Origin of the sequence: Kitasatospora sp. NPDC001539 (genome assembly GCF_040298565.1) — a bacterium.
GTDB lineage: Bacteria > Actinomycetota > Actinomycetes > Streptomycetales > Streptomycetaceae > Kitasatospora.
The window spans coordinates 1-21800 of record NZ_JBEPAK010000115.1 but is presented as its reverse complement, the minus strand read 5'-3'; the positions used below and the strand labels follow the sequence as shown (position 1 = coordinate 21800).

Sequence of the window (21800 nt, the reverse complement as noted above, 5' to 3'; positions counted from 1 at the left end):
TTCCCCCCTCTCTCCGGCCGCGCCGCCGCCCGTCCGCCCCGCCGCCCGCCCCCCCCCCCCCCGGCCGGTGCGGAAGGTGGCGATCTGGGGATGGGGCGGAGGAACGGGACGCCTTCCTTGGGGCCTTGCGACTGGCGAGGCGCGCGTGGGAAGTCGGGTGGGTCGACTTCTCACGCGCGGGGCGGCGGGGCGGTGGTAGGGAGTGGGAAGTCGGGTGGGTCGACTTTCTGTGCGGGGTGTGGTCAGCGGTGGCCGAAGGCGTCCTGGACCAGGCGGGTGGACCAGTGGCGGAGGGCGGGGATGACGGGTGGGTGGGTGATTCCTGCGGCGGCGGACAGGTGGTCGGCGGAGGAGGTGTCGTAGCGGTCCTCGGAGAGGAAGGTGAGGGTCTCCGGGTCGGCTCCGGTGAGGGCGCGGGGGAGGCGGCGGACGACGGGGACGGGGATGCGGCCGCGGGGTGGGCGGACGCCGAGGTGGGTCGCGAGGAGGGAGATCAGGTCGGGGAGGACGGGGGTGGCGGGGTCCAGGACGGTGTGGGCCGCCGCGGGGGCGCGGTCGTGGGTGGGGACGGCGGCGAGGAAGCGAGCCAGGTGGTCGACGGTGACGACGGGCAGGAAGGTGCGCCGGTTGCCGGGGAGCAGGGGGAGCCGGCCGCGGTGGAGCTGGCGTACGAGTTGGGCGAGGCCGAGGTACTGGCCGGCTTCGCCGGTCCGTGAGTGGCCGATGACGCTGCTCGGGTTGACGGTGGTGAGCGGGACGCCGAGCCGGGGCGCGGTGACGCGGACGGCGGCGTCGCCGAGTCGTTTGGAGGCTTCGTACGCGCCGAGGCGGGTGTAGAGGTCGGCGGTGGTGGTGGCCTCGAGCGGGTAGCGGGGGTCGGCGTCGCGGCCGACCCGGTAGCCGGAGAGGTGGACCAGGCGGCGCAACCGCGGCCGGGTGGCGGACCAGTGCAGCGCGTGCAGGGCGCCGAGGACGTTCGGGGGTTCGGCCTGGGCGCGGGTGAGGCCGAACTCGTAGCGGGCGGCGAGGTTGTGGACGTCGCGGACCTCGGTGAGCCGGGCGTCGTCGTCCGGGGTGAGGCCGAGGCCGGGGTGGGTGAGGTCGGCGGTGACGGTGGTGAGTGGGGCGGTGTCGGCGCCGTGCTCCCGCAGCCAGTGACGGAGGTCGGTGGCGCGCCGGGCGTCGCGGACGGCGGCGGCCACGGGCTCTGCGCGGGTGAGTAGTTCGAGGACCAGCCAGCGGCCGAGGAAGCCGTTGGCGCCGAGGACGAGCGTGCGCGGCGGGGGAGGAGTGGCGGTCATCCGGGGGTGTCTTTCTGTAGACCGGTCTGCATATTTTTCGCGCATGAGGGAGCTCGCGGCCGAGGCGGCGGCCCGCTCCGGACCTACCGGCGGCGGCCGGACTGCTCCGCGCCGAGGAGATGGAGGACGGCGTACCGGGCGTCGTCCAGCGGCGCGCGGCTGCGCCTGGCCGACGCCAGCAGCACCGCGCCCTCCATCAGGGCGAGCGCCTGCCCGGCGGCGACCTCGGCCTCGGCCGGACGGAACCCCCCGGCTGTCAACTGCCCGGCCAGGATGTGCTGCCAGCCGTCGTACACCTCGGCGCAGACGGCGCGCAGCGGCTCGTTGGTGCCCGCGACCTCGAGGGCGACGGTCGCGATCGGACAGCCCTTGGTGTAGCCGGACCGCTCGAGGCGCTCGGCGAACACCTCGGTGAGGCGCTGGACGAGCCCGGCGGCGTCGCTCCCCTCGGCGGCTGCCGCCGTCAGCAGGTCCGCGACCTCCTGGCCGGACTGGATCAGCGCGGCGGCGACCAGCTGGTCCTTGCCGCCGGGGAAGTGGAAGTAGAGGGAGCCGCGCGGTGCGCCGGTGGCGGCCAGGACCTGGTTGAGGCCCGTGCCGAAGTACCCCTGTTCCTCGATCAGCTCCCGGGTGCCGGCGATCAGCCGGGCCCGGGTCTCCTCGCCCTTGGCTCCCATGGAATGAAACTGTAGACCGGTCTGCATATTCTGTCGACCGGGCGGGTGGCCGGGCGGCCGAGCGGTCTCGCGCCCGAGCTTCAGCCACCCCGGTCCGCGCCAGCTAGCCCGCCCGCCCCGTTGCGCCCGAGCCCGCCCCGGCCCGCGCCCGCCCGGCCTCTGCCTGGCGCAGATGCCGGTAGGTTCGGATGTTCGAGTCCGAGGGATAGGTTCTGGGCCGTGACGTATCCGCGCCCTTCCAAGGCCCTGAGAGCCTTCCTCCTGTCGCTCCGCCCAGGCGACGCCGTGGCAGGGGCGGTGAGCGGGATCGAGAATTTCGGTGTGTTCGTCGATCTCGACGGGGCGCCGGAGGCTTCGGTGGGCTTCATCCCTCCGCCCGAGCTCTCGTGGAGATGGATCTCCTCGTGTCGCGAAGCGGTGTCGCTCGGGCAGCGGGTGAGCGCCGAGGTCCTGGCGCTGGACATCGAGGGGCGTGGGCAGGCTGTGCTGTCCTTGGTCGCCCGTCAGGAGAATCCATGGCTCGTCTGGTCCGGGCGCGTGGGCAGCGTCGTCAGGGGCCGCGTCACGAAGCTGGTCCCGTTCGGTGCCTTCGTGGGCCTCGATGACGGGATCGAAGGGCTCCTCCACAGCTCCGAACTGTCGGCAGCAGAAACGGACCGGGACGTCCGGATCGGCGATGTGATGACCGCGCGGATCGCGGCGGTCGACCCGTCGATGCGCCGCATTCGCCTGTCGCTCACATGATCGGCGGTGCCGGAACGGAACGACCTGCCACCTCGGGTGGGGAACGGCTTCGCGAAGCTCCTGACCAGGCCAGGAAGGCGATGGCCTTCGCCGAGCCTGATCTGTGCGACGTCCGCGGCGGACGCTGCGATCGGCTTGCCGACGCGCGTCGCCGAATGCCGGCGGCGGTGCGGCCCGAACAGCCGCCCGCCGCCGGCCGCCCCCGACCCCGCGGGAGGCGGAGGGAGAGGCGGCGGGTGGCGGTCGGGGCGGCCCCGTCAGGCGGTGTGGGCCTGGTCCAGCAGGGCGAGTTCCTCGGGGGTGAGCCGGATGGCGCCGGCGGCGACGTTGTCCTCCAGGTGGGCCACGTCGCCGGTGCCCGGGATGGCGAGGACGTGCGGGCCCCGGTGCAGCGTCCAGGCGATCCGGACCTGGGCGGTGCTGATGCCGCGGGCCCGGGCCACCGCCTGGACCTGGTCGGGCTCGGGGGTGCCGGCGCCGTGCTGGCGTCCGGCGCCGGCGATGGCGTAGAACGGGACGAAGGCGATGCCCTGTTCGCCGCAGAGCCGCAGCAGTTCGTCCTGGTGGGCCTGCGCACCGATGCCGTACGGGTTCTGCACGCAGACCACGGGGGCGATGGTCCGGGCCTCGGCGAGCTGGTGCGGGTGGACGTTGGACAGGCCGAGGTGGCGGATCAGTCCGGCCCGGCGCAGCTCGGCCAGTGCGCCGAAGCGTTCGGCGATCGAGTCGGTGCCGAGGATCCGCAGGTTGACCAGGTCGAGGTGGTCGCGGCCGAGTTGGCGGAGGTTCTGCTCGACCTGGGCGCGCAGCCGTTCGGGGGTGCGGGCGTGCTCCGTCCACTCGCCGTCGATGCCGCGGGCGGGCCCGACCTTGGTGGCGATCACCAGATCGTCGGAGTAGGGCGCGAGGGCCCGGTTGATCAGTTCGTTGGCGGAGCGCAGCGGCGAGAAGTAGAAGGCGGCGGTGTCGATGTGGTTGACGCCCAGTTCGACCGCGCGGCGTAGCACCCGCAGGGCCTGGTCGCGGTCGCGCGGTACGGCGTGGGGCACGAGCGCGGGGCCGGTCTGCGGCAGGCGCATCGCACCGAAGCCGATCCGGTGGACGGTGCGGTCGCCGAGGGTCCAGGTGCCGGCGGCGGCTGCAGCGGGGGCGGCGGCCGCGGCGGGGGTGGCCAGGTCCGTGGCGGTGGCGGCCAGTCCCGTGGGGGTGGCCGAGGAGGACGCGGAGGATGCGGTGGCGGCGGTCACCGCGCTGTCGGTGGTCATGCCCGGCATGATCGCGAGTGCACTAGCCTGATCGCCATTGATTCGAGGATGTGCGAATCCACGGGGGTGCGGCGTTGGCGGTGGAGCTGCTGTTCACGGCGGGGGACCTGGCCCGGATGCGGTTCGCCGTCTCCCCGATGTGGGAGGTCGGGCCGAGCCTGCGGCTGCTGGGCTCCGGCCTGCCGCACGCGGTGCACCGGCCGTGGGCCGAACAGGTGCGGCCCCGGTTGGCGGCGCTCGGCCCGGCGTACGGGCTGCTCGCCGAGCTCGTCCCACCGGCCGGCTACGTGCCCGACTTCGTCAACCCGGCACCGACCGGGCCCGCCCCCACCCTGGCCGAGGAACTCGCCGTGATCCGGGCCACCCCCGGCGAGCAGGTCCGGCGGGACCTGGACCGGCTGGCCGAGGAACAGGGCCGACTCGGGCCCCGGCTGCGGGCGTTGCACACCGACCCGGCGGGCGGGCTGGCCCGGCTCGCCGAGGCGGTCGAGGCGTACTGGGAGCTGGCGCTGGCGCCGTACTGGGCGAGGATCCGGGCGGTGCTGGACGCGGACGTGCTGCACCGGGCCCGCCAGGCCGCCGAGCACGGGGCCGCCCGGGTGCTCAACGACCTGCACGCCGAGCTGCGGTGGACGGAGGACGCGCTGCGGCTGCGTCGCCGCACCCGCCCGCTGCCCCACCGGACGGCCGGGGCGGGCCTGCTGCTGATCCCGTCCGCCTTCACCGGCCCGCACCTGTACACCCGCCTCGGCCGGCAGGATCCGCCGCAACTCGCCTACCCGGCAAGGGGAACCGGCACGCTGTGGGTGACCGCCCCGACGGCGGGCACCGAGGCGCTGGCCGCCGTCCTCGGCCGCTCCCGCGCCCGGCTGCTGACCGAGCTGACGGTGCCGGCGTCCACGACCGAGCTGGCCCGGCGCACCGGGCTGTCGCCGTCGGCGGTGTCCCAGTACCTGACGGCCCTGCGGGACGCCCGGCTGGTCAGCGCCCACCGGGCCGGACGGTCGGTGCTGTACGCGCGCACGGCGTCGGCGGAGGCGTTGCTGGCCCCGCTGGCGGGGGACTGACCCGCAGGTCTCCGCCGGTCGTCAGCTCACCCGAAACGCGCGGTGCCGAGCCCCCCGATCGAACCCGACGGCGTCCGGTGGCACCCCGATCGAACCCGGCGGCGTCCGGTGGCGCCCCGATCGAACCCGGCGGCGTCCGGCGGCGCCCGGTAGCGCCCCGATCCAACCCGGCGACGCCCCGTGGCGTCCGGCGGCGCCCGGAGGCGGGCCGGAGCCCGTGGCCGGACCCGGCACGCCGGGCGGCCGCGGCCTCTGCAAGAGTGCGGGCATGACGATTCCGATCCTTCGCTGCGCCGTCCTGGACGACTTCCAGGGCGTCTCGACCAGCCTCGCCGACTGGTCCCCGGTGGCCGACCGGGTGTCGGTGACGGCCTTCCGCCGGCACCACGGCTCCGAGGAGGAACTCGCCGCCGCGCTGGCCGACTTCGACATCGTCGTCACCCTGCGCGAACGGGTGCCGTTCCCCGCCTCGCTGTTCGCCCGGCTGCCGAGGCTCAAGCTGCTGATCGCCTCCGGCATGCGCAACTCGGTGATCGACTACGCGGCCGCCGAGGAGCGCGGCGTCACGGTCTGCGGCACCGCGAGTTCCGGCACCCCGCCGGTCGAACTGACCTGGGCCCTGCTGCTCGGCCTGGCCCGGGGCATCGTCCAGGAGAACACCGCGCTGCGCGAGGGCGGCCCCTGGCAGAGCACCGTCGGCGCCGATCTGCACGGGCGGGTGCTCGGCATCCTCGGCCTCGGACGGATCGGCAGCCTGGTCGCCAGGGTCGGGCTGGCCTTCGGGATGGACGTCGTCGCCTGGAGCCGGAACCTGACGGACGAACGGGCGGCCCGGGCGGGCGTGCGCCGGGCCGCAGGCAAGGAGGAACTGCTGCGCGAGAGCGACTTCGTCTCCGTCCACCTCGCCTCCAACGAGGGCACCCGGGGGCTGGTCGGCGCGGCCGAACTCGCCCTGATGAAGCCCGAGGCCTACCTCGTCAACACCTCCCGGGCGGCGATCGTCGACCAGGACGCGCTGCTCGCCGCGCTCACCGCAGGCCGGATCGCGGGCGCCGCCGTGGACGTCTTCGACACCGAGCCGCTGCCGGCCGACCATCCGCTGCGCACCGCACCCCGGCTGCTGGCCACCCCGCACCTGGGCTACGTCTCGCGGGACAACTACCGGCGGTACTACGGCGAGGCGGTGGAGGACATCGCCGCCTTCCTCGCGGGGAAGCCGATCCGCCGTCTGGGCTGATGTCGGCGGCCCGGGCGGCCCCGGAGGCCCCGGAGGCGCCCGGGTCCGCATACTGACCGCATGACGAGCGGAGACGGTGGCCGGGGCACGGGCAGGCGCGCGGTGTTGCGGGCGGCCGCGGCAGGGGTGCTGCTGGGCGCGGCGGGGTGTTCGAGCGGGGGCGCGCCACGGGCGGCTTCGACGACCTCGGGCACCGCTGCGCCCCAGAGCGGGGAGACCACCCCGGCTCCGGCCCGGACGCCGACGCCGACCCCGACACAGTCTCAGGCCCCGGCACAGCCGCAAACCCCGACGCCGCCTCAGACCCCGTCCCCCACCGCGCTCCCCAACCCGCCGCTCTGGCAGCCCGGTCCGGGCGAGATCCAGCCCGACGTCAAGCGCCGAGCAGTCGAGCTGGTCGCCGCGCTCGGCGCCTGGCCGCCCGGCGGGCAGGGCGTGGAGGCGGCCCGGAGCCGGGTGGCCGCGCTGGGCCTGCCCACCGGACTGGCGGACCAGGCCGGCCCGCTGGCCCCGGCGGCGGCCGAGGCGAGCCTGGAAGTGATCGACGCCCAGTACGGCGGGATCCTCGCCGACTCGGCGAGCGTGCTGGTGGTCTGCCGCCAGTGGACCAGGGCCTCCGACGGGTCGGTGGCCGAGGGCGGCACCACCGTGGACGTCCGGCTGAGCCGGGCCGAGCCGCGCTGGACCGTCACCGCGCTGCACCCGGCGGAGCCGGGGGCGGCCGCCGCCTCGCCCGGCGCGGCCGTGGCCGGGGTGCTGGCCCAGCCGAGGATCGAGCTGCCGCCCGCCGCCGCGGCCGACCTGCGCAGCGGCGCCGTCCACGACTCCGTGCTGACGGCGATGCTGCGGCTGGCCGGCCCGTACTCGCTCACGGTGAGCGTGGTGCGCAGCGGCCACCCGCTGGACGTGTTCGGGACGACCCGGCCCAGCGACCATCCGCTGGGCCGGGCCTTCGACGTCTGGCGGATCGACGGCCGGGCGGTGGTGGACCCGGCGACGCCCCGGCAGCTGATCGAGTCCTTCATGCGGGACGCGGCCGCCGCCGGCTCGTACAACGTGGGCGGACCGCTGGCGATCGCGGGCGCCGGCAACCAGTTCTTCACCGACGACACCCACCACGACCACGTCCACGTGGGGTTCGACCACTAGCCGTACAGCGCCGGCAGTACCGGCGTCAGTTGACGTTGACGCCGCTCCAGGCCGCCGCGACGGCCGCGTACTCGGCGCTGTTGAGGCCGTAGAGGTCCTTGGCCGCGCTGAGCGAGGCGGTGCGGGCGCCCTTGTAGGTGGTGGTGGACGTCATGTAGACGGTCAGTGCGCGGTACCAGATCCTGGCGACCTTCTGGTTGCCGATGCCGGTCACCGTGGAGCCGTTGCAGGTGGGGCTGTTGTAGGTGAAGCCGTTGATGGTCTTGCTGCCGCTGCCCTCGCTGGCCAGGTAGAACCAGTGGTTGCCGACGCCCGAGGAGTTGTGCACGTCCAGCTTGCCGACCGAGCTGCTCCAGCAGTCCGCCGAGGAGCCGTCCAGGGAGGGCTTGTCGAAGCGGCGCAGCCACGGCGGGGTGGACTGGTCGCTGAACAGGTAGTCGGGGGTGTCGATGGCGTTGTTCGCGTACCACTCGACCATGGTGCCGAAGATGTCGCTGGTGGACTCGTTGAGGCCGCCGGACTCGCCGCTGTAGCGGAGGTTCGCGGTGGCGCTGGTGACGCCGTGGGTCATCTCGTGGCCCATCGTGTCGAGGTCGACCTGCTCGGGGTCGTGGGAGCCGTCGCCGTCGCCGGTCATCATGCAGAAGCAGCTGTCGGACCACTGGGCGTTGTCCCAGGCGGTGCCGACGTGGACGAAGACGGTGGCGCCCTTGCCGTCGTTCTTGATGCCGTTCCGGCCGAAGGTGTTCTTGTAGTAGTCGTACGTCCAGGCGGTGTTGGCGTGGGCGTCGACGGCGGCGGTGGAGCGGTCGGTGGAGAACTTCCGGCCGTCGCCCCAGACGTTGGTGGTGCTGGTGAAGGCGGTGCCGGAGGAGGCCTTGACCGAGCTCGCGGAGAGGTTGTGGGCGTCCTTGGTGACGTGGCCGCGGACCGGGTCGGTCAGGGTGTAGCCGCCGCTGACCGGGGTGGTGCCGAGGGTGACCGTGCCGGTGTACTCCGAGTTGCCGGTGCCCGAGGCGTGGTGCTCGGCGTCGTAGGACTCGATCTGCTCGCCGGTAGTGGCGTCGGTGACGACGACCGTGCCGGCCGGCTCGCCGTGCGCGCCGGTGCCCTCGACGGTGGTCCGCCAGGCGAGGCGGGGGGTGCCGTCGGCGGCCCAGACGACCAGCTCCGGGGTGCTGACGGCGTCCCGCACGCCCGGGGCGGCGGACAGCGCACCGGCCGCGCCGGACTGCGCGGACACCTTGGGGACGGTGGACCTCACGGCGGCGTCGTGGGCGGCGGCGCGCGAGGAGTCCTTCAGCGCGCCCCTGGCGTCCTGGTGGACGACCAGGTCGCCGCCGACCACCGGCAGGCCCTGGTAGGTGCGGTCGAAGCGGACGTGCGAGGTGCCGTCGGCGTCGAGCACGACGTCCTTGAGCACGAGGTCCTGGCCGGAGCCGAAGCCGAACACCGAGGCGTGGTGGGCGACGTTGGCGCGGGCCTGGGCTATCGCGGCGGCACGGGGGTCGGTGGCGGCGGAGGCGGTGGCGGCGGGGACGGTCGCGCCGGCGAGGGCGGCGACGACCGCGACGGCTGCGGCCACGCGGGCACGGCGGAAGGAGGACGTGGGGGTCACTCTGACTCCAGTGGGGGTTTGCTGCAGGGATGGGAGCTGGGTCAGAGATTGACGGCGGTCAGTCATCCACAGCTAGAGGGAAGGTCATAGCTTTGCCAAGTTGTGTCCTTTGTCAGTCAAAAATGATCGGAAGTTAACATCTGCTCTACAGTGCGGTCGTGACGATCGACTACGCGTGGCGCGGCCCGCTCACCGACCCCGAACTCGACGCCCTGCACGCCGAGGGCTTCGGCCACGCCGACCGACCCGGCGGTCGGCTGCTCCGGCTGGAGCGGCACAGCCTCGGCTGGGTCACCGCCCGGCGAACCACCGACACCGCCCTGGTCGGCTTCGTCAACCTCGCCTGGGACGGCGGCGCCCACGCCTTCCTGCTCGACACCGTCGTCGCGCCGCACGCCCGGCGGCAGGGCATCGCCACCCGCCTGGTGGCCGAGGCCGCCGACGGCGCCCGCGCGGCGGGCTGCACCTGGCTGCACGTCGACTTCGAGCCCCACCTTCGCACCCTCTACCTCGACGCGTGCGGCCTGAAGCCCACCGAGGCCGGGCTGTTGGCACTGTGACCGCGAGGTCCTAGGCTTCCGGCCCATGGACGGATGGGTGGGGGCCTGGACCGGCGGGCGGGCAGCGGTCCACATCGGCAACGTCGCGGACTTCAACGCCCAGTTCACCGCCCCGGGCCTCGACACGGCCCAGCGCGACCGCCGGCTGCGGCAGGCGCACCACTACGCCTGCCTGGCCGTCGGCTACAGCCCCGAACCGGCGCTCCTGGTGCTGCCCGCCGAGGTCGACCGGGCGTGGACCGACTGGCTGGCCCGGGAGTTGGAGTGGGGGCCGGTGGAGGTGCACGACGGCGTGGCGGCCGACCGGACGGTGGCCGCGGCGCTCGCCGAACGCCCCGCCCTGGCGGCGCGGATCGCCGACTCCGGCCACCCCGTGGTCCGTTGGGGCCGCACCGCGGCGGACGGCGACGGCCCCGAGCTGGCCGCCGTCCTCCGGTACGAGTCCAAGGCCGCCGCCCACGAACTGTTCACCGCCCTCGCGCCCGGGCACCCCGGCATCACCGTCCCGGCCCAGGAGCGCCCGGACGGCCGCCGCCGCGCCGCCCGCCGGCTCACCCTCCGGGCCACCCGGGGCCTGACCACGGTGCTGAAGAGCCCGCACGGCGTCGGCGGCTACGGCACGGTCGTGGTCGAACCCGCCGACGTGTTCGCCGCCGGTGGTGCGGGCGTCCTGCTGCGCCGCCTGGTCCGCTCCGAAATCATGCCCCCGCAGGGGCCGTTGCTGCTGGAGGAGTACGTCGACCCGGGCCCGGCGGCCCGGCTGCGCGACCTCACCTACGACGCCCTGGTCGGCCCGGACGGCACCGTCCACCCGGTCGGCGCGGCCGCCATGGAGGTGGCCGGCACCCGCTACCAGGGCGCCACGACGGGCCCCGGCACGGTGCCGCGGGCCGCCGCCGAGACGGCCCGCGACTTCGCCCTCGCCGTGGGGGAGCGGCTGGCCGCCGAGGGCTACCGGGGCTGGTACGACGTCGACTTCGTCACCGACCGGCGGCGCCGGCTCGCGCCCACCGAGATCAACCTGCGGCTCACCGGCCCCGCCGTCGCCTTCATGCTGCGCGAACGCCTCGACCGGGTACGCGGCCCCGGCCACCTCGTCCGCACCCTGGACGCGATGCCGCTCGGCGCCCGCCTCGGCCCCGAAGCGCTCTACGACCACCTCGACCGGCTGCGCCCGCGCTGCGCCCGGCTCGGCGTCACCCTGCTGCCGCTGATCCCGACGGCGGCCCGTGACCCACAGCCCTTCGTCGGCCTGGCGCTCGCCGGGCCGGACGCCGAGGCGCTGGACGCCGCGCAGGCGTTGCTGGCGGCGGCCAACCACGCGTTGACCGGGATGTTCGAGGCGTTGCGCTGACACCCGACCCTGCGCCGCCGGCACCCGATCCTGCACAGGCTCCAGCACCGGCTCCTACCCCTTCCGGCTCTTCGGTTGCCGCAGCAGGAAGACCACGACGACCACCGCGGCCGCCATCAGCGGGAGGTTGAACAGGTAGACCATCGCGGTCTCCCGCGGCCAGTCCGTGGCGTCGGTGAGCCGGTAGAGGTTGTCCTGCGGCCACCAGGAGGCGAGCAGCCAGAACACCGAGAGATACGTGAGCAGGGACAGGCGAAGCGACCGGCCCTGTCGCAGCACCGCCGGGAGGCCGGTGAACAGGAAGGCCAACCCGGCGCCGAACGCGGCGCACTCGCCCCAGTAGAGGAGCCCGAACCAGAAGTGGTACCCGGAGGGCACCGCCGACAGGTCGGTCGAGCCCGGGAAGAAGTAGTCGGTGCCGGCCCGGGTGAAGAGGGTGGCGGCGACCGTGACGAAGGCGGCCAGGCAGCCGACCGGGCTCGACTGGTCGGAGGCGCCTCCCCCGGCCTTGCCACCGCCCTTTCCGCCGGGCCGGCCGCCACCGGCCTTCGCCGAGCGCGGCCGGGTGTGCTCCGGCGGGGCCGGCAGCGGCAGCGCCGCGCGGTCCAGCTTCCCGGCGCGGGTGCGCGGCAGCTCGGGGACCGTGATGACCGCGGCGGGCGTGGAGAAGCCGTTGAGCTTCGTGCGCAGGTACTCGGTGAGCGACCAGCCGTCCGCGCCCTCCGCCCCCGGCGCGGGCACCGCGTAGCCCACCATCAGCCGCCGCTGCCCCGGTGCCGGCTCCACGTCGACGACGGCGGCCTCCTGCACCGCCGGGTGCGCCCGCAACGCGCCCTCCGCGCGGGCCGCCGCCTTGACCCGGGTGGTCACCGTGGTCGCCCGCTCCGCACCGAGCGGCCCGACCACGGTCGCGGCCCGGCCGATGAACTCCAGGACGCCGTCCGCCCGCAGCAGTCCGAGGTCGCCGGTCAGCAGCACCCGCCCGTCCGGGTCGAAGTCGGCCCGGACGAAACGGCGGGCGTCCTCGGCCGGCCGGCCGAGGTAGCCGCGGCCCAGTCCGGAGCCCGCGATGGCGATCTCGCCGACCCGCCCGGCGGCCACCGGGGTGGCGTTCGGCCCCAGCACGTACACCCGGGTGCCGGGGAAGGGCCGGCCGACCAGCGAGACCCGCTCGGCGCCCTCGGCGGCGGCCGCGCCGCGCACGTCGAAGTAGGTGCTGTCCACGGTGGCCTCGGCCAGGCCGTAGACGTTGAGCACCCGGGTGCCGTCCCCGAGCAGCCGTTGCAGGCCCAACTGCTCGTCCAGGTACCACTTCTCGGCGCCCACGGTGAGCAGCCGCACCCCGGGCAGCGCGCGGCCGGTCCTGGCCAGCAGGGCGGTGAGGCGGCGTGCGGTGCGGACGTTCAGCTCCATGACGGTGATCCGCTCCTGCGCCACCAGCGCGGGCAGCGCCGCGAGGTCGGCGGTGCGGTCCAGGGTCAGGTTGAACGGGGTGACCACCAGGGTCGCGCCGGTGCCCAGCGCGCGGACCCAGTCGGCGGTGAAGACGTCGAACTCCAGGCTCGCCGTCTGGAGGATCCGGTCCTCGGCCGACAGGCCGTACACCTCGCGCCAAGCGTCGTACGCGGCCAGCAGGTTGCGGTGCTCGATCACGGCGCCGGACGGCAGGCCGGTCGTGCCGGAGGTGTAGAAGACGCAGGCCGGGTCGCCCGGGGCGACCTCGGGGCGCTCGAACGCGCCGTCCGGCAGCGCGAGCGTGTCGACGCAGACCACCCGGGCCCGGCCCGCGTCGGCAAGCCGGAGGCGGTAGCGCTCCTCGGTCAGCACCAGGTCGGGCTCGGAGTCGGTCAGCAGGTGCCGCAGCAGGGCGTCGGGCGCGGTCGGCTCCAGCGGTACGAAGGCCGCGCCCGCCTTCAGCACCGCGAGCAGTGCGACGTACACCTCGGTGCCGCGGCCCAGCGCGACCGCCGCCCGGCCGCCCGGGCCCAGGCCGCCGGCCGCCAACGCGGCGGCCAGCCGGTCGGCCCGCGCGTCCAGTTCCCCGTACGTCAGCTCGGCGTCGCCGCAGCGCACCGCCACCGCGTCCGGTGCGCGCCGGGCCTGCCGTTCGACCAGCCCGTGCAGCGTCGTCGCGGCGCCGACCCCGGCGCCGGCCCCGGTGGCGGTCGCGCCGGCCGTCCCCACCCGGTCGGCCGGGGCCGCCGCGTCGGCCGTTCCCGCCGAGCTGTCGGCACCTGCCGCGCCGCCCGTCGCCGCCCGGTCGCCCGGGGCCGCCGGGTCACCGGTTCCCGCCGAGCTGTCCTTCCGCGCCGCGTCGTCCGTTCCCGTCGTTCCGTCCGTGGTCATCGAGCCTCCCCCTCGTCCCCCTCGGTCCCCTGGGAAAGGCACAATCCTCCTCCCAACTGCCCCCGCGCAACAGGGTTCTGGCACCTCCCGGAATGCCGTGGCACGTCCACCACGCGGACGGCCCGGCTCCGGAACGGCCGCCGGATGTACGGTGCACACGGACGGTCGGCGCCAGCCCGTCCGGTGCGGCGCCCCGCCCGTACCCGACCGGCGCCGAGATCGGAGACCCGACCCATGACCCCGCCCGACCCCTCCTTCGACGGCCCGCTGCTGCGCACCCACGACGTGGACGTCGTGCGCGACGGCCGCCACCTGCTGCGCGGGATCACCGTGGAGATCCGGCCCGGCGAGCACTGGGCCCTGCTCGGCCCCAACGGCGCGGGCAAGTCCACCCTGCTCGCCCTGCTGGGTGCGGTCTCCCACCCGACCCGGGGCACGGTCGACGTGCTCGGCCGGCGGCTCGGCAGGGTGGACGTCCGCGAGCTGCGCGCCCACCTCGGGCACGTCAACCCGCGCCACCCGCTGCGTTCGCCGCTGACCGTGCGGGAGGTGGTGCTCACCGGGCACACCAACACCATCGAGCCGGAGTGGCACCGCAAGCCCGCCCCCGAGACGGTGGAGCGCGCCGAGCGGCTGATCGAGACCCTCGGCATGGCGGCCATGGCCGAGGCCCCGTGGACCACGCTGTCCCAGGGCGAGCGCGGCCGGGCGCTGATCGCCCGCGCGCTGATGCCCAGCCCCCGGCTGCTGCTGCTCGACGAGCCCGCCACCGGGCTGGACCTGACCGCCCGGGAGCTGTTGCTGGACAGCCTGGACCTGTTGCGCCACCAGCACCCCGAGCTGGCCAGCGTGCTGGTCACCCACCACCTGGAGGAGCTGCCGGAGAGCACCACCCACGCCCTGCTGCTGCGCGCGGGCGCGTGCGTGGCGGCCGGGCCGGTGGACGAGGTGATGACCACCGAGCTGATCAGCGAGACCTTCGGCCACCCGATCCGGATCTCCCGTCACGAGGGCCGCTGGACGGCCCGCGCCGCCGCCCGCCGGGCGCCCGGGCGGTAGCGCCGGGCGGCGGCCGCCGGACGGGCCGGGCTACGGTTCGAGCTCGGTTCGAGGGGGTGGGTGTCGACGGACCGGCGTTGTTACGTAAGGTATGCCTTAGCTAATCAGGAGGCGCCGGCCCGGCCGGCGCGCCATCCGGTCCTGGCACCCTCATGCCCTTTTCCGTTGGAGCCCCCATGCCCGCCCGCCGCCGTTCCACCGCAGCCGCCCTGCTCAGCCTCGCCGTGGCGACCGCCACGCTGGCCGGCTGCGCGTCGAAGAAGGACGACAAGGCGGGCTCGCAGGACGCGGTGAAGGTGAACGCCACCGACACCGCCTGCGAGGTCTCCAGGACCAGCTTCCCGGCCGGGCACGTGGTGCTGGACATCAGCAACAAGGGCTCCAAGACCACCGAGGTCTACGTCTACGCCGCCGGCGACAAGATCGTCACCGAGCGCGAGAACATCGGCCCCGGCACCAAGGCCACCGTCAACGCCGAGATCAAGGCCGGCGCGTACGAGGTCGCCTGCAAGCCCGGCATGGTCGGTGACGGTATCCGCCAGAAGATCACGGTGACCGGCGAGGGCGGCAGCTCCGCCGCGGCCGACCCGCGCCTGGCGGCCGCCGTCGACGCGTACCGCACCTACGCCCAGGAGCAGGCCGACGCCACCATCCCGGCCGTCGAGGCCTTCGCCGCCGCGATCAAGGGCGGCGACCTGGACAAGGCCAAGTCGCTGTACGCGCCCTCGCGCACCGGCTGGGAGCGCACCGAGCCGGTCGCCGAGAGCTTCGGCGACGTCGACCCCAAGACCGACACCCGCGAGGACAAGCTCGAGCAGGGCCAGGAGTGGACGGGCTGGCACCGCCTGGAGAAGGCGCTCTGGGCCGACGCCCGGATCGGCGACGACGAGAAGCAGCTCGCCGACCGGCTGGTCGCCGACCTCAAGGACTGGCAGAAGAAGATCCCCACCGCGGAGATCACCGCGACCAGCATGGCCAACGGTGCCAAGGAACTGCTGGACGAGGTCGCCACCAACAAGATCACCGGCGAGGAGGACCGCTACAGCCACACCGACCTCGCGGACTTCCAGGCCAACGTCGAGGGCGCCCAGAAGGCCTACGAGCTGCTGAAGCCGGTCGCCGCCGAGAAGGACCCGGAGCTGTCCAAGACCCTCGACTCCGAGTTCGCGGCCATCAACGCCCTGCTCGCCAAGTACAAGCAGGCCGACGGCACCTTCACGCCGTACGACAAGGTCACCGAGGCCGAGCGCAAGTCCTTCTCCGACGCGGTCAACTCGCTGGGCGAGCCGCTGTCGAAGCTGGCCGCCGCCGTGGTCGCCAAGTAGTCCGGCCGACGACCCCCCAGTCCCCCCGCGCCGAGCAGTTCGGCGACGACGCAGTACCGCAGAGTGAGAAGGGCCCGCCCGCCGATGGACGCCGACAACGAGCAGCAGAACGGCACCCCGGCCGCTGCCACCACCCCGGCCGAGGCCGCCACGACCCCGCCCGCCGCCAACCGGGGCGCGGTCAGCCGCCGCGCCGTGATCGGCTGGGCCGGTGCGGGCGTCGCGCTCGGCGCCGCCGCCGTCGGCTCGGTCGTCGCGGCCGACCGGCAGGACGACGACCCGGCCCCCGCGCCGGTCGCGGCCGCCACCGCGGAGGTGCCGTTCTACGGCGAGCACCAGGCGGGCATCGCCACCCCGGTCCAGGACCGGTTGCACTTCGCGGCCTTCGACGTCTCGGAGAACGCCACCCGGGAGTCCCTGGCCAAGCTGCTCAAGGAGTGGACCAAGGCGGCCGCCGCGATGACCGGCGGCCGCGAGGTCGGCACCGGCGCCGTCCCCGGCTCCGCGGAGGCGCCGCCGGACGACACCGGCGAGGCCCTCGGCCTGCCCGCCTCCCGGCTCACCCTCACCATCGGCTTCGGGCCGACGCTGTTCGAGAAGGACGGCGTCGACCGCTTCGGCCTCAAGGCGCAGCGCCCCGAGGCCCTGATCGAGCTGCCGAACTTCAAGGGCGACAAGCTCGACCCGCTGCGCAGCGGTGGCGACATCTGCGTCCAGGCCTGCGCCGACGACCCGCAGGTCGCCGTGCACGCGATCCGCAACCTGGCCCGGATCGGGATGGGCACCGTCAGCATCCGCTGGTCGCAGCTCGGTTTCGGCAAGACCTCCTCGACCACCCCGGACGAGCAGACCCCGCGCAACCTGATGGGGTTCAAGGACGGCACCCACAACATCGCGGGCACCGACACCGCGAAGCTCGCCGAGCACGTCTGGGCGGCGCCCGGGGACGGCCCGGAGTGGATGACCGGTGGCTCCTACCTCGTCGCCCGGCGGATCCGGATGCACATCGAGACCTGGGACCGCTCCTCGCTCAAGGACCAGGAGGACACCTTCGGCCGCACCAAGGGCGAGGGCGCCCCGTACGGCAAGGCCAAGGAGCACGACGCGCCCGACCTCAAGGCGATGCCCGCGACCTCGCACGTCGCCCTGGCCCACCCGGACGCCAACAACGGCCTGATGATCCTGCGCCGCGGCTTCTCCTTCACCGACGGCACCGACGGCCTCGGCCGCCTGGACGCGGGCCTGTTCTTCCTCGCCTACCAGCGGGACACCCGCAAGGCCTTCGTGCCGCTGCAGCAGCGGCTCGCGGCCTCGGACAAGCTCAACGAGTACATCCAGCACGTCGGTTCCGCCCACTTCGCCTGCCCGGCGGGCGTGCGCAAGCCGGGGGAGTGGTGGGGCCAGGCCCTGTTCGGCTGACGGCCCGCCCCGGAGCGGCGACTCCCTGGCCGCCTCCTCCCCCCGTACCCCCACGACACCCCCAGGAGGCCGCGTGTTCGGCAACTACCTGATCGGCCTGCGCGAAGGACTCGAAGCCAGCCTGGTCGTCTGCATCCTGATCGCCTATCTGGTCAAGACCGGGCGCACGGACAAGCTCCCGCCGGTCTGGCTCGGCGTCGGCTCGGCCGTGGTGCTCTCGATGGGCTTCGGCGCGGTGCTGCAGTTCGGTTCCTCGCAGCTGACCTTCGAGGCCCAGGAGGCGCTCGGCGGCTCGCTGTCGATCGTCTCGGTCGGCCTGGTGACCTGGATGGTGTTCTGGATGCGGCGCACCGCCCGGCACCTGAAGACCGAGCTGCACGGCAAGCTGGACGCCGCGATCGCGATGGGCACCACCGCCCTGGTGGTCACCTCCTTCCTGGCCGTCGGCCGGGAGGGCCTGGAGACCGCGCTGTTCATCTGGTCGGCCGTCCAGGCCACCGACGACGGCTGGAACCCGCTGGTGGGTGCCGCGCTCGGGCTGCTCACCTCCGTGGTGCTCGGCTGGCTGTTCTACCGGGGCGCGCTGAAGATCAACCTGGCCAAGTTCTTCACCTGGACCGGCGCGATGCTGGTGGTGGTCGCGGCCGGCGTGCTCGCCTACGGCGTGCACGACCTCCAGGAGGCCGGCTGGCTGCCCGGCCTGCACAGCCTGGCCTTCGACATCTCCAGCACCATCCCGAAGGACAGCTGGTACGGCACGCTGTTGAAGGGCGTGTTCAACTTCCAGCCGGACCCGACGGTGCTGCAGCTGGTGGTCTGGCTCCTCTACCTGGCCCCCACCCTGGCGGTGTTCTTCAACGTCATCGGCGGCGGCAGCAAGGCCAAGCCCGCCGAGCCGGTGGCCGCCAAGCCGACCGCCTGACCGACGGCCGCGGTCAGGCCGTCTGACCGGCCGACCGCCTGACCGCCCGAACCCTGCGAACCGCCCCGCCCGGCACCAGCCCGGCGGGGCGGTTTCGTCATGAGTACGTCACAGCCGCAACCGGGCCGGTCGCGCCGTCGTGCTCTCCGGCGAAGGCTCCGAAACCGATCACCGATCACCGATCACCGATCACCGATCACCGATCGCCGAGTGACCGATCGCCACCCCTGGGGGAACCATGACCGTCCGCAGGCCCGCCAAGCTCGTCGCCGCCGGTGTGACCGCGCTCGCCGCCGCCCTGCTGCTGACCGCCTGCAACGACGCCGCCGGGACGGACGGGCAGCCTGCCCCGGCGGCGACCACCGCCGCCGGGGCGGCGTCCGGCCGGCCGACCGGCACCGGCGCGGGCACAGCGGGCTCCGGCAGGGCGACCGCCCCCGGTACGACGCCGACCGGCACGGCACCGACCGGCACGGCACCGACCGGGCCGGCGGCGACCCAGGCGGCCGGCACGCGGTGCAAGGCCGGCGAACTCTCCGCCACCGTCCAGGTCCAGGGCGCCGGTTCGGCCATGGTGATGCTCACCAACAAGGGCGGCCGCAGCTGCACCCTGTTCGGCTACCCGGGCTTCGGCGGACTGCGCGCCGACAGCAGCGCGGACCCGCTGGCGGTCAAGCGGGAGCCGCACCCCGGCCCGCCGACGCCGATCACCCTGAAGCCGAACACGACCGCCTTCGCGGGCCTCAGGTGGAACTCCTGCGACAAGGCCGACCCGACCTGCCACGTGATCACCGGGCTGCGGCTCACCCCGCCGGACGAGACCGAGCAGCTGACCGCCGAGCTGCTCGGCCTCGACGGCAAGCCGGTGGCCCAGCTCCCGGTCTCCGCCCAGGGCCTGACCGCCGGCAGCCTGCAGCCCTCCAACCAGGGCGTGGTGTTCGCCGGGCCGTGACGCGCGGAAGCCCCCGGGGCGGCTCGACCGAACCGCCCCGGGGGCTCCTCGCCGCACGCGCCCCGGCTACTCGCTCTTGATCGCGTCCAGGACGTCCATCCGGGCCGCCCGGTGGGCCGGCCAGAGCGCGGCCAGCAGGCCGATCACAGCGGCCGCGAGCAGGAAGCCGGCGGTCTGCAGCGGCGGCACCACGGTGGTGATGCCCTTGAGGCTGTCCGCCATCGTGCGCACCCCCGCCCAGGCGACCAGGACGCCGAGGCCGACCCCCACCAGGCCGCCGAACAGCGCGATCAGCAGCGACTCCAGCCGGACCATCCGGCGGATGCCGAGCCGGTCCAGGCCGATCGCCCGCAGCATGCCGATCTCCCGGCGGCGCTCGAACACCGACATCGCCATGGTGTTGACCACACCGAGCACCGCGATGACCACGGACATGCCCAGCAGCCCGTACATCATGTTGAGGATCCCGGTGAGGATCTCGCGGTTCTCCGCCTTGACCTCCTTCTCGCCCTTGACCGCGATCAGCGGGTTGCCACCGGTCGCGTCGCGCAGCGCCTGCTTCAGCTCCTCGGTCGCGCCGTCCGCGCCCTTCACCAGGACCTTGTTCAGGCCGGAGCCGGGGAGCGCGTGCGGGCCGACCACCGCCTCCGGGGCGAGCAGCGGGGCGGGCGCGGTGCCGGCCTCCAGGACGCCGCCGACGGTCAGCGAGCCCTTGGCGCCGTCCGGGTAAGTGACGGCCAGGGTGTCGCCGAGCCGGTGGCCGCCGTGGTCGGCGACGCTCGAACTCACCAGCAGCTTCCCCTGCCTGAGGGCGTCCGCCGACCCCTCCCGGACCTTGACGACGGCCAGCTGGTCGATGGTCGCGGCGTCCACGGCGGTCAGCCACTCGCTGTCGTCCTCGCCCTGCCCGGTGGTCACCGGGACGCTGCGCTCGGTGCTCATCGCACGGACCCCGGGCGTCCTGGCGATCTGGGCGGCGACGTCGGAGGAGAGCATCGAGCCGTTGCGCATCGCCACCGTGTAGTCGGCCTTGAGCTCGGTGGCGGCGGCCTTGTCCACGGCCTGGTTCACCGAGGCGCCGATCACCGTCAGCGAGGTGATCAGGGTGACGCCGATGGTCAGTGCGGAGGCGGTGGCGGCGGTGCGGCGCGGATTGCGGACCGCGTTCTCCCCGGCCAGCTTGCCCGGCGTGCCGTACAGGGCGCGCAGCAGCGGGGCGAACAGCGCGATCAGCGGCCGGGACAGCAGCGGGGTCAGCACGAACACGCCGATCAGCAGCGCGGCCGCGCCGAGCCCGACCAGCTTGACCTCCTTGCCGCCCACGCCGGCGGCCAGCGCGCCCGCACCGGCCAGCGAGAACAGCAGGCCGACGGTGTTGCGGAGCACCAGGCTCTTCTGGGTGGCGGGCTGCTCGACCGCGCTCATCGCGGCCACCGGGGCGATCCGGGAGGCCCGGCGGGCGGGCAGCCAGGCGGCCAGCACCGTCACCAGCACGCCGACCGCGATCGCCGCGACCACGGTGGACGGGGCGACGATCAGCGGGCCGTCCGGCAGGTTGGCGTCCATCGGGCCGTTGAGCAGCGCCTTGAGCCCGACGGCGATGCCGATGCCGGCCAGCAGGCCGGCCACCGACGCGGTGAGGCCGACCAGCAGTGCCTCGGCCAGCACGGAGCGGGTGATCTGGCGGCGGGTGGCGCCGACGGCGCGCAGCAGGGCCAGCTCCTTGGTGCGCTGGGCGACCAGCATGGTGAAGGTGTTGGCGATGATGAAGACCCCGACGAACAGTGCGATGCCCGCGAAGCCCAGCAGGAAGGTGCTGAGGAACCTGGTGCTCTGCTTGATCATCCGGTCCTGCTCGGCGGCGAGCTCGCGCCCGGTCCTGGCCTCGATGCTGTCGGCCCGGGGTACGGCCTGCCGGACGGCGGCGAGCAGTGCGGCGTCGTCGGCGCCCGGCGCGGCCTTGACGTCCAGCTCGGCGAAGCGGCCCGGGCTCAGGTAGAGCCGCTGGGCGGTGTCGGTGTCGAAGGCGGCCAGCGAGCCGCCGGCCGTCACCCGCGGGTCGTTGGTGTGCAGGGTGCCGGTGAGCCTGAGCTCCATCACCGGGCCGTTGACCGCGACGCGGACGGTGTCGCCGACCTTGAAGCCGCCCTTGGCGGCGGTCCTGGTGTCGAGGGCGACCTCGGAGGCGTTCCGGGGGCCGCGGCCCTCCACCAGCGGGTAGCGTGGGTCGGTGCCGTCGGCGCCCGGGACGTAGTTGGTGCCGGTGGTGGAGAAGCCGTCGCCGATCAGCGCGCCCTTCTTGTCGGCGATGCCGGCGAACCCGCTGACCACACCGCGGGCCTCGGCGGCGCCGGGCAGCGCGGCGACCTTCGCCCGGGTCTGCTCGGTGAGCGTCGGGCCGGTGGTGGCCCGGCCGCCGTGGTCGTAGCCGCGGTCGACGGCCTCGTGGTCGCTGACCGTGACGGCGATGTCGGTGTAGCTCCTGGAGTTCTGGGTCCTGAGCGCCTCGCCGAGGGTGTCGGAGAAGACGAGCGTGCCGGCCACGAAGGCGGTGCCGAGCAGGACGGCCAGCGTCGTCATGAGGAGCCGGCCCTTGTGGGCCAGCACGTTGCGCAGAGCGGTGCGGAACATGGGGGAGTGTCAGTCCTGGAGTGCTCGTGGGTCGGTGGCGTCGGGGTGCGAGCCGGGTCAGCTGGTGCGGCCCTTGGCGTCGAAGCGGCGCATGCGGTCCAGGACGGTGTCGGCGGTGGGGGCGTGGAGTTCGTCGACGATGCGGCCGTCGGCGAGGAAGACGACGCGGTCGGC

At 74.3% G+C, this 21800-nt stretch carries 17 protein-coding genes and 1 pseudogene; 11 read left to right on the top strand and 7 right to left on the bottom strand.

Translation table 11 applies throughout. From position 1 onward, the window contains the following. Positions 1 to 242 precede the first annotated feature (242 nt). Entirely contained in the window at positions 243 to 1301 is a 1059-nt protein-coding gene (locus tag ABT247_RS19075) for an SDR family oxidoreductase (RefSeq protein WP_350743966.1), read from the bottom strand. Between the two features lie 83 nt (positions 1302 to 1384). Beyond that, positions 1385 to 1978 carry a TetR/AcrR family transcriptional regulator gene (locus ABT247_RS19070; protein WP_350743965.1) on the bottom strand — a complete coding sequence of 198 codons (594 nt, stop codon included), beginning with the start codon at positions 1976 to 1978 and terminating at the stop codon, positions 1385 to 1387. A 219-nt stretch (positions 1979 to 2197) separates the two neighbouring features. Here ABT247_RS19070 and ABT247_RS19065 point away from each other — a divergent pair, with 219 nt between their 5' ends. Then, positions 2198 to 2722, top strand: coding sequence for a S1 RNA-binding domain-containing protein (locus ABT247_RS19065; RefSeq protein ID WP_350743964.1), 525 nt, complete (start codon positions 2198 to 2200; stop codon positions 2720 to 2722). A 257-nt stretch (positions 2723 to 2979) separates the two neighbouring features. Here the strand turns inward: ABT247_RS19065 and ABT247_RS19060 are convergent, their stop codons facing one another. Continuing rightward, a complete protein-coding gene (locus tag ABT247_RS19060) occupies positions 2980 to 3987 on the bottom strand; it encodes an oxidoreductase (RefSeq protein WP_350743963.1) in 1008 nt (335 codons plus the stop codon). 116 nt (positions 3988 to 4103) lie between these two features. Between ABT247_RS19060 and ABT247_RS19055 the strand changes: the two genes are divergently transcribed. From ABT247_RS19055 to ABT247_RS19045, 3 genes are all read left to right on the top strand, one after another. Continuing rightward, a complete protein-coding gene (locus tag ABT247_RS19055; RefSeq protein WP_350743967.1) occupies positions 4104 to 5054 on the top strand; it encodes an ArsR/SmtB family transcription factor in 951 nt (316 codons plus the stop codon). Between the two features lie 268 nt (positions 5055 to 5322). Then, complete coding sequence (locus tag ABT247_RS19050) at positions 5323 to 6291, top strand: D-2-hydroxyacid dehydrogenase family protein (RefSeq protein ID WP_350743962.1); 969 nt, start codon at positions 5323 to 5325, stop codon at positions 6289 to 6291. A gap of 60 nt (positions 6292 to 6351) precedes the next feature. Further along, entirely contained in the window at positions 6352 to 7440 is a 1089-nt protein-coding gene (locus tag ABT247_RS19045; protein ID WP_350743961.1) for a hypothetical protein, read from the top strand. 25 nt (positions 7441 to 7465) lie between these two features. Here the strand turns inward: ABT247_RS19045 and ABT247_RS19040 are convergent, their stop codons facing one another. Continuing rightward, positions 7466 to 9058: a M4 family metallopeptidase gene (locus ABT247_RS19040; RefSeq protein WP_350743960.1), complete on the bottom strand. Its 1593-nt coding sequence runs from the start codon at positions 9056 to 9058 to the stop codon at positions 7466 to 7468. Between the two features lie 158 nt (positions 9059 to 9216). Here ABT247_RS19040 and ABT247_RS19035 point away from each other — a divergent pair, with 158 nt between their 5' ends. After that, positions 9217 to 9618: a GNAT family N-acetyltransferase gene (locus ABT247_RS19035; protein WP_350743959.1), complete on the top strand. Its 402-nt coding sequence runs from the start codon at positions 9217 to 9219 to the stop codon at positions 9616 to 9618. A gap of 25 nt (positions 9619 to 9643) precedes the next feature. Then, positions 9644 to 10972 carry a hypothetical protein gene (locus tag ABT247_RS19030; protein WP_350743958.1) on the top strand — a complete coding sequence of 443 codons (1329 nt, stop codon included), beginning with the start codon at positions 9644 to 9646 and terminating at the stop codon, positions 10970 to 10972. 54 nt (positions 10973 to 11026) lie between these two features. Here ABT247_RS19030 and ABT247_RS19025 read toward each other — a convergent pair whose 3' ends face one another. After that, the gene (locus ABT247_RS19025) at positions 11027 to 13318 is read right to left on the bottom strand and encodes an AMP-binding protein (RefSeq protein WP_350743957.1); all 2292 of its coding nucleotides are present in this window, start codon (positions 13316 to 13318) and stop codon (positions 11027 to 11029) included. 234 nt (positions 13319 to 13552) lie between these two features. On the opposite strand from ABT247_RS19025, the gene ABT247_RS19020 reads away from it, so the two are divergent. The 5 genes from ABT247_RS19020 (at position 13553) to ABT247_RS19000 (ending at position 18995) form a co-directional block, all read left to right on the top strand. Then, the gene (locus tag ABT247_RS19020) at positions 13553 to 14377 is read left to right on the top strand and encodes an ABC transporter ATP-binding protein (RefSeq protein ID WP_350743956.1); all 825 of its coding nucleotides are present in this window, start codon (positions 13553 to 13555) and stop codon (positions 14375 to 14377) included. 176 nt (positions 14378 to 14553) lie between these two features. After that, positions 14554 to 15702, top strand: coding sequence for an iron uptake system protein EfeO (efeO, locus tag ABT247_RS19015; RefSeq protein WP_350743955.1), 1149 nt, complete (start codon positions 14554 to 14556; stop codon positions 15700 to 15702). A gap of 84 nt (positions 15703 to 15786) precedes the next feature. Further along, positions 15787 to 17121 carry an iron uptake transporter deferrochelatase/peroxidase subunit gene (gene efeB / locus ABT247_RS19010; RefSeq protein ID WP_350743954.1) on the top strand — a complete coding sequence of 445 codons (1335 nt, stop codon included), beginning with the start codon at positions 15787 to 15789 and terminating at the stop codon, positions 17119 to 17121. 73 nt (positions 17122 to 17194) lie between these two features. Beyond that, entirely contained in the window at positions 17195 to 18043 is an 849-nt protein-coding gene (efeU, locus tag ABT247_RS19005; protein ID WP_350743953.1) for an iron uptake transporter permease EfeU, read from the top strand. 238 nt (positions 18044 to 18281) lie between these two features. Beyond that, the gene (locus ABT247_RS19000; protein ID WP_350743952.1) at positions 18282 to 18995 is read left to right on the top strand and encodes a DUF4232 domain-containing protein; all 714 of its coding nucleotides are present in this window, start codon (positions 18282 to 18284) and stop codon (positions 18993 to 18995) included. 66 nt (positions 18996 to 19061) lie between these two features. On the opposite strand, the gene ABT247_RS18995 is transcribed toward ABT247_RS19000, so the two are convergent. Together ABT247_RS18995 and ABT247_RS18990 are read right to left on the bottom strand one after the other, a co-directional pair. After that, positions 19062 to 21626 carry an ABC transporter permease gene (locus ABT247_RS18995; protein WP_350743951.1) on the bottom strand — a complete coding sequence of 855 codons (2565 nt, stop codon included), beginning with the start codon at positions 21624 to 21626 and terminating at the stop codon, positions 19062 to 19064. A 57-nt stretch (positions 21627 to 21683) separates the two neighbouring features. Beyond that, positions 21684 to 21800 (bottom strand): annotated as a pseudogene (locus tag ABT247_RS18990) (ABC transporter ATP-binding protein); the annotation flags it as partial.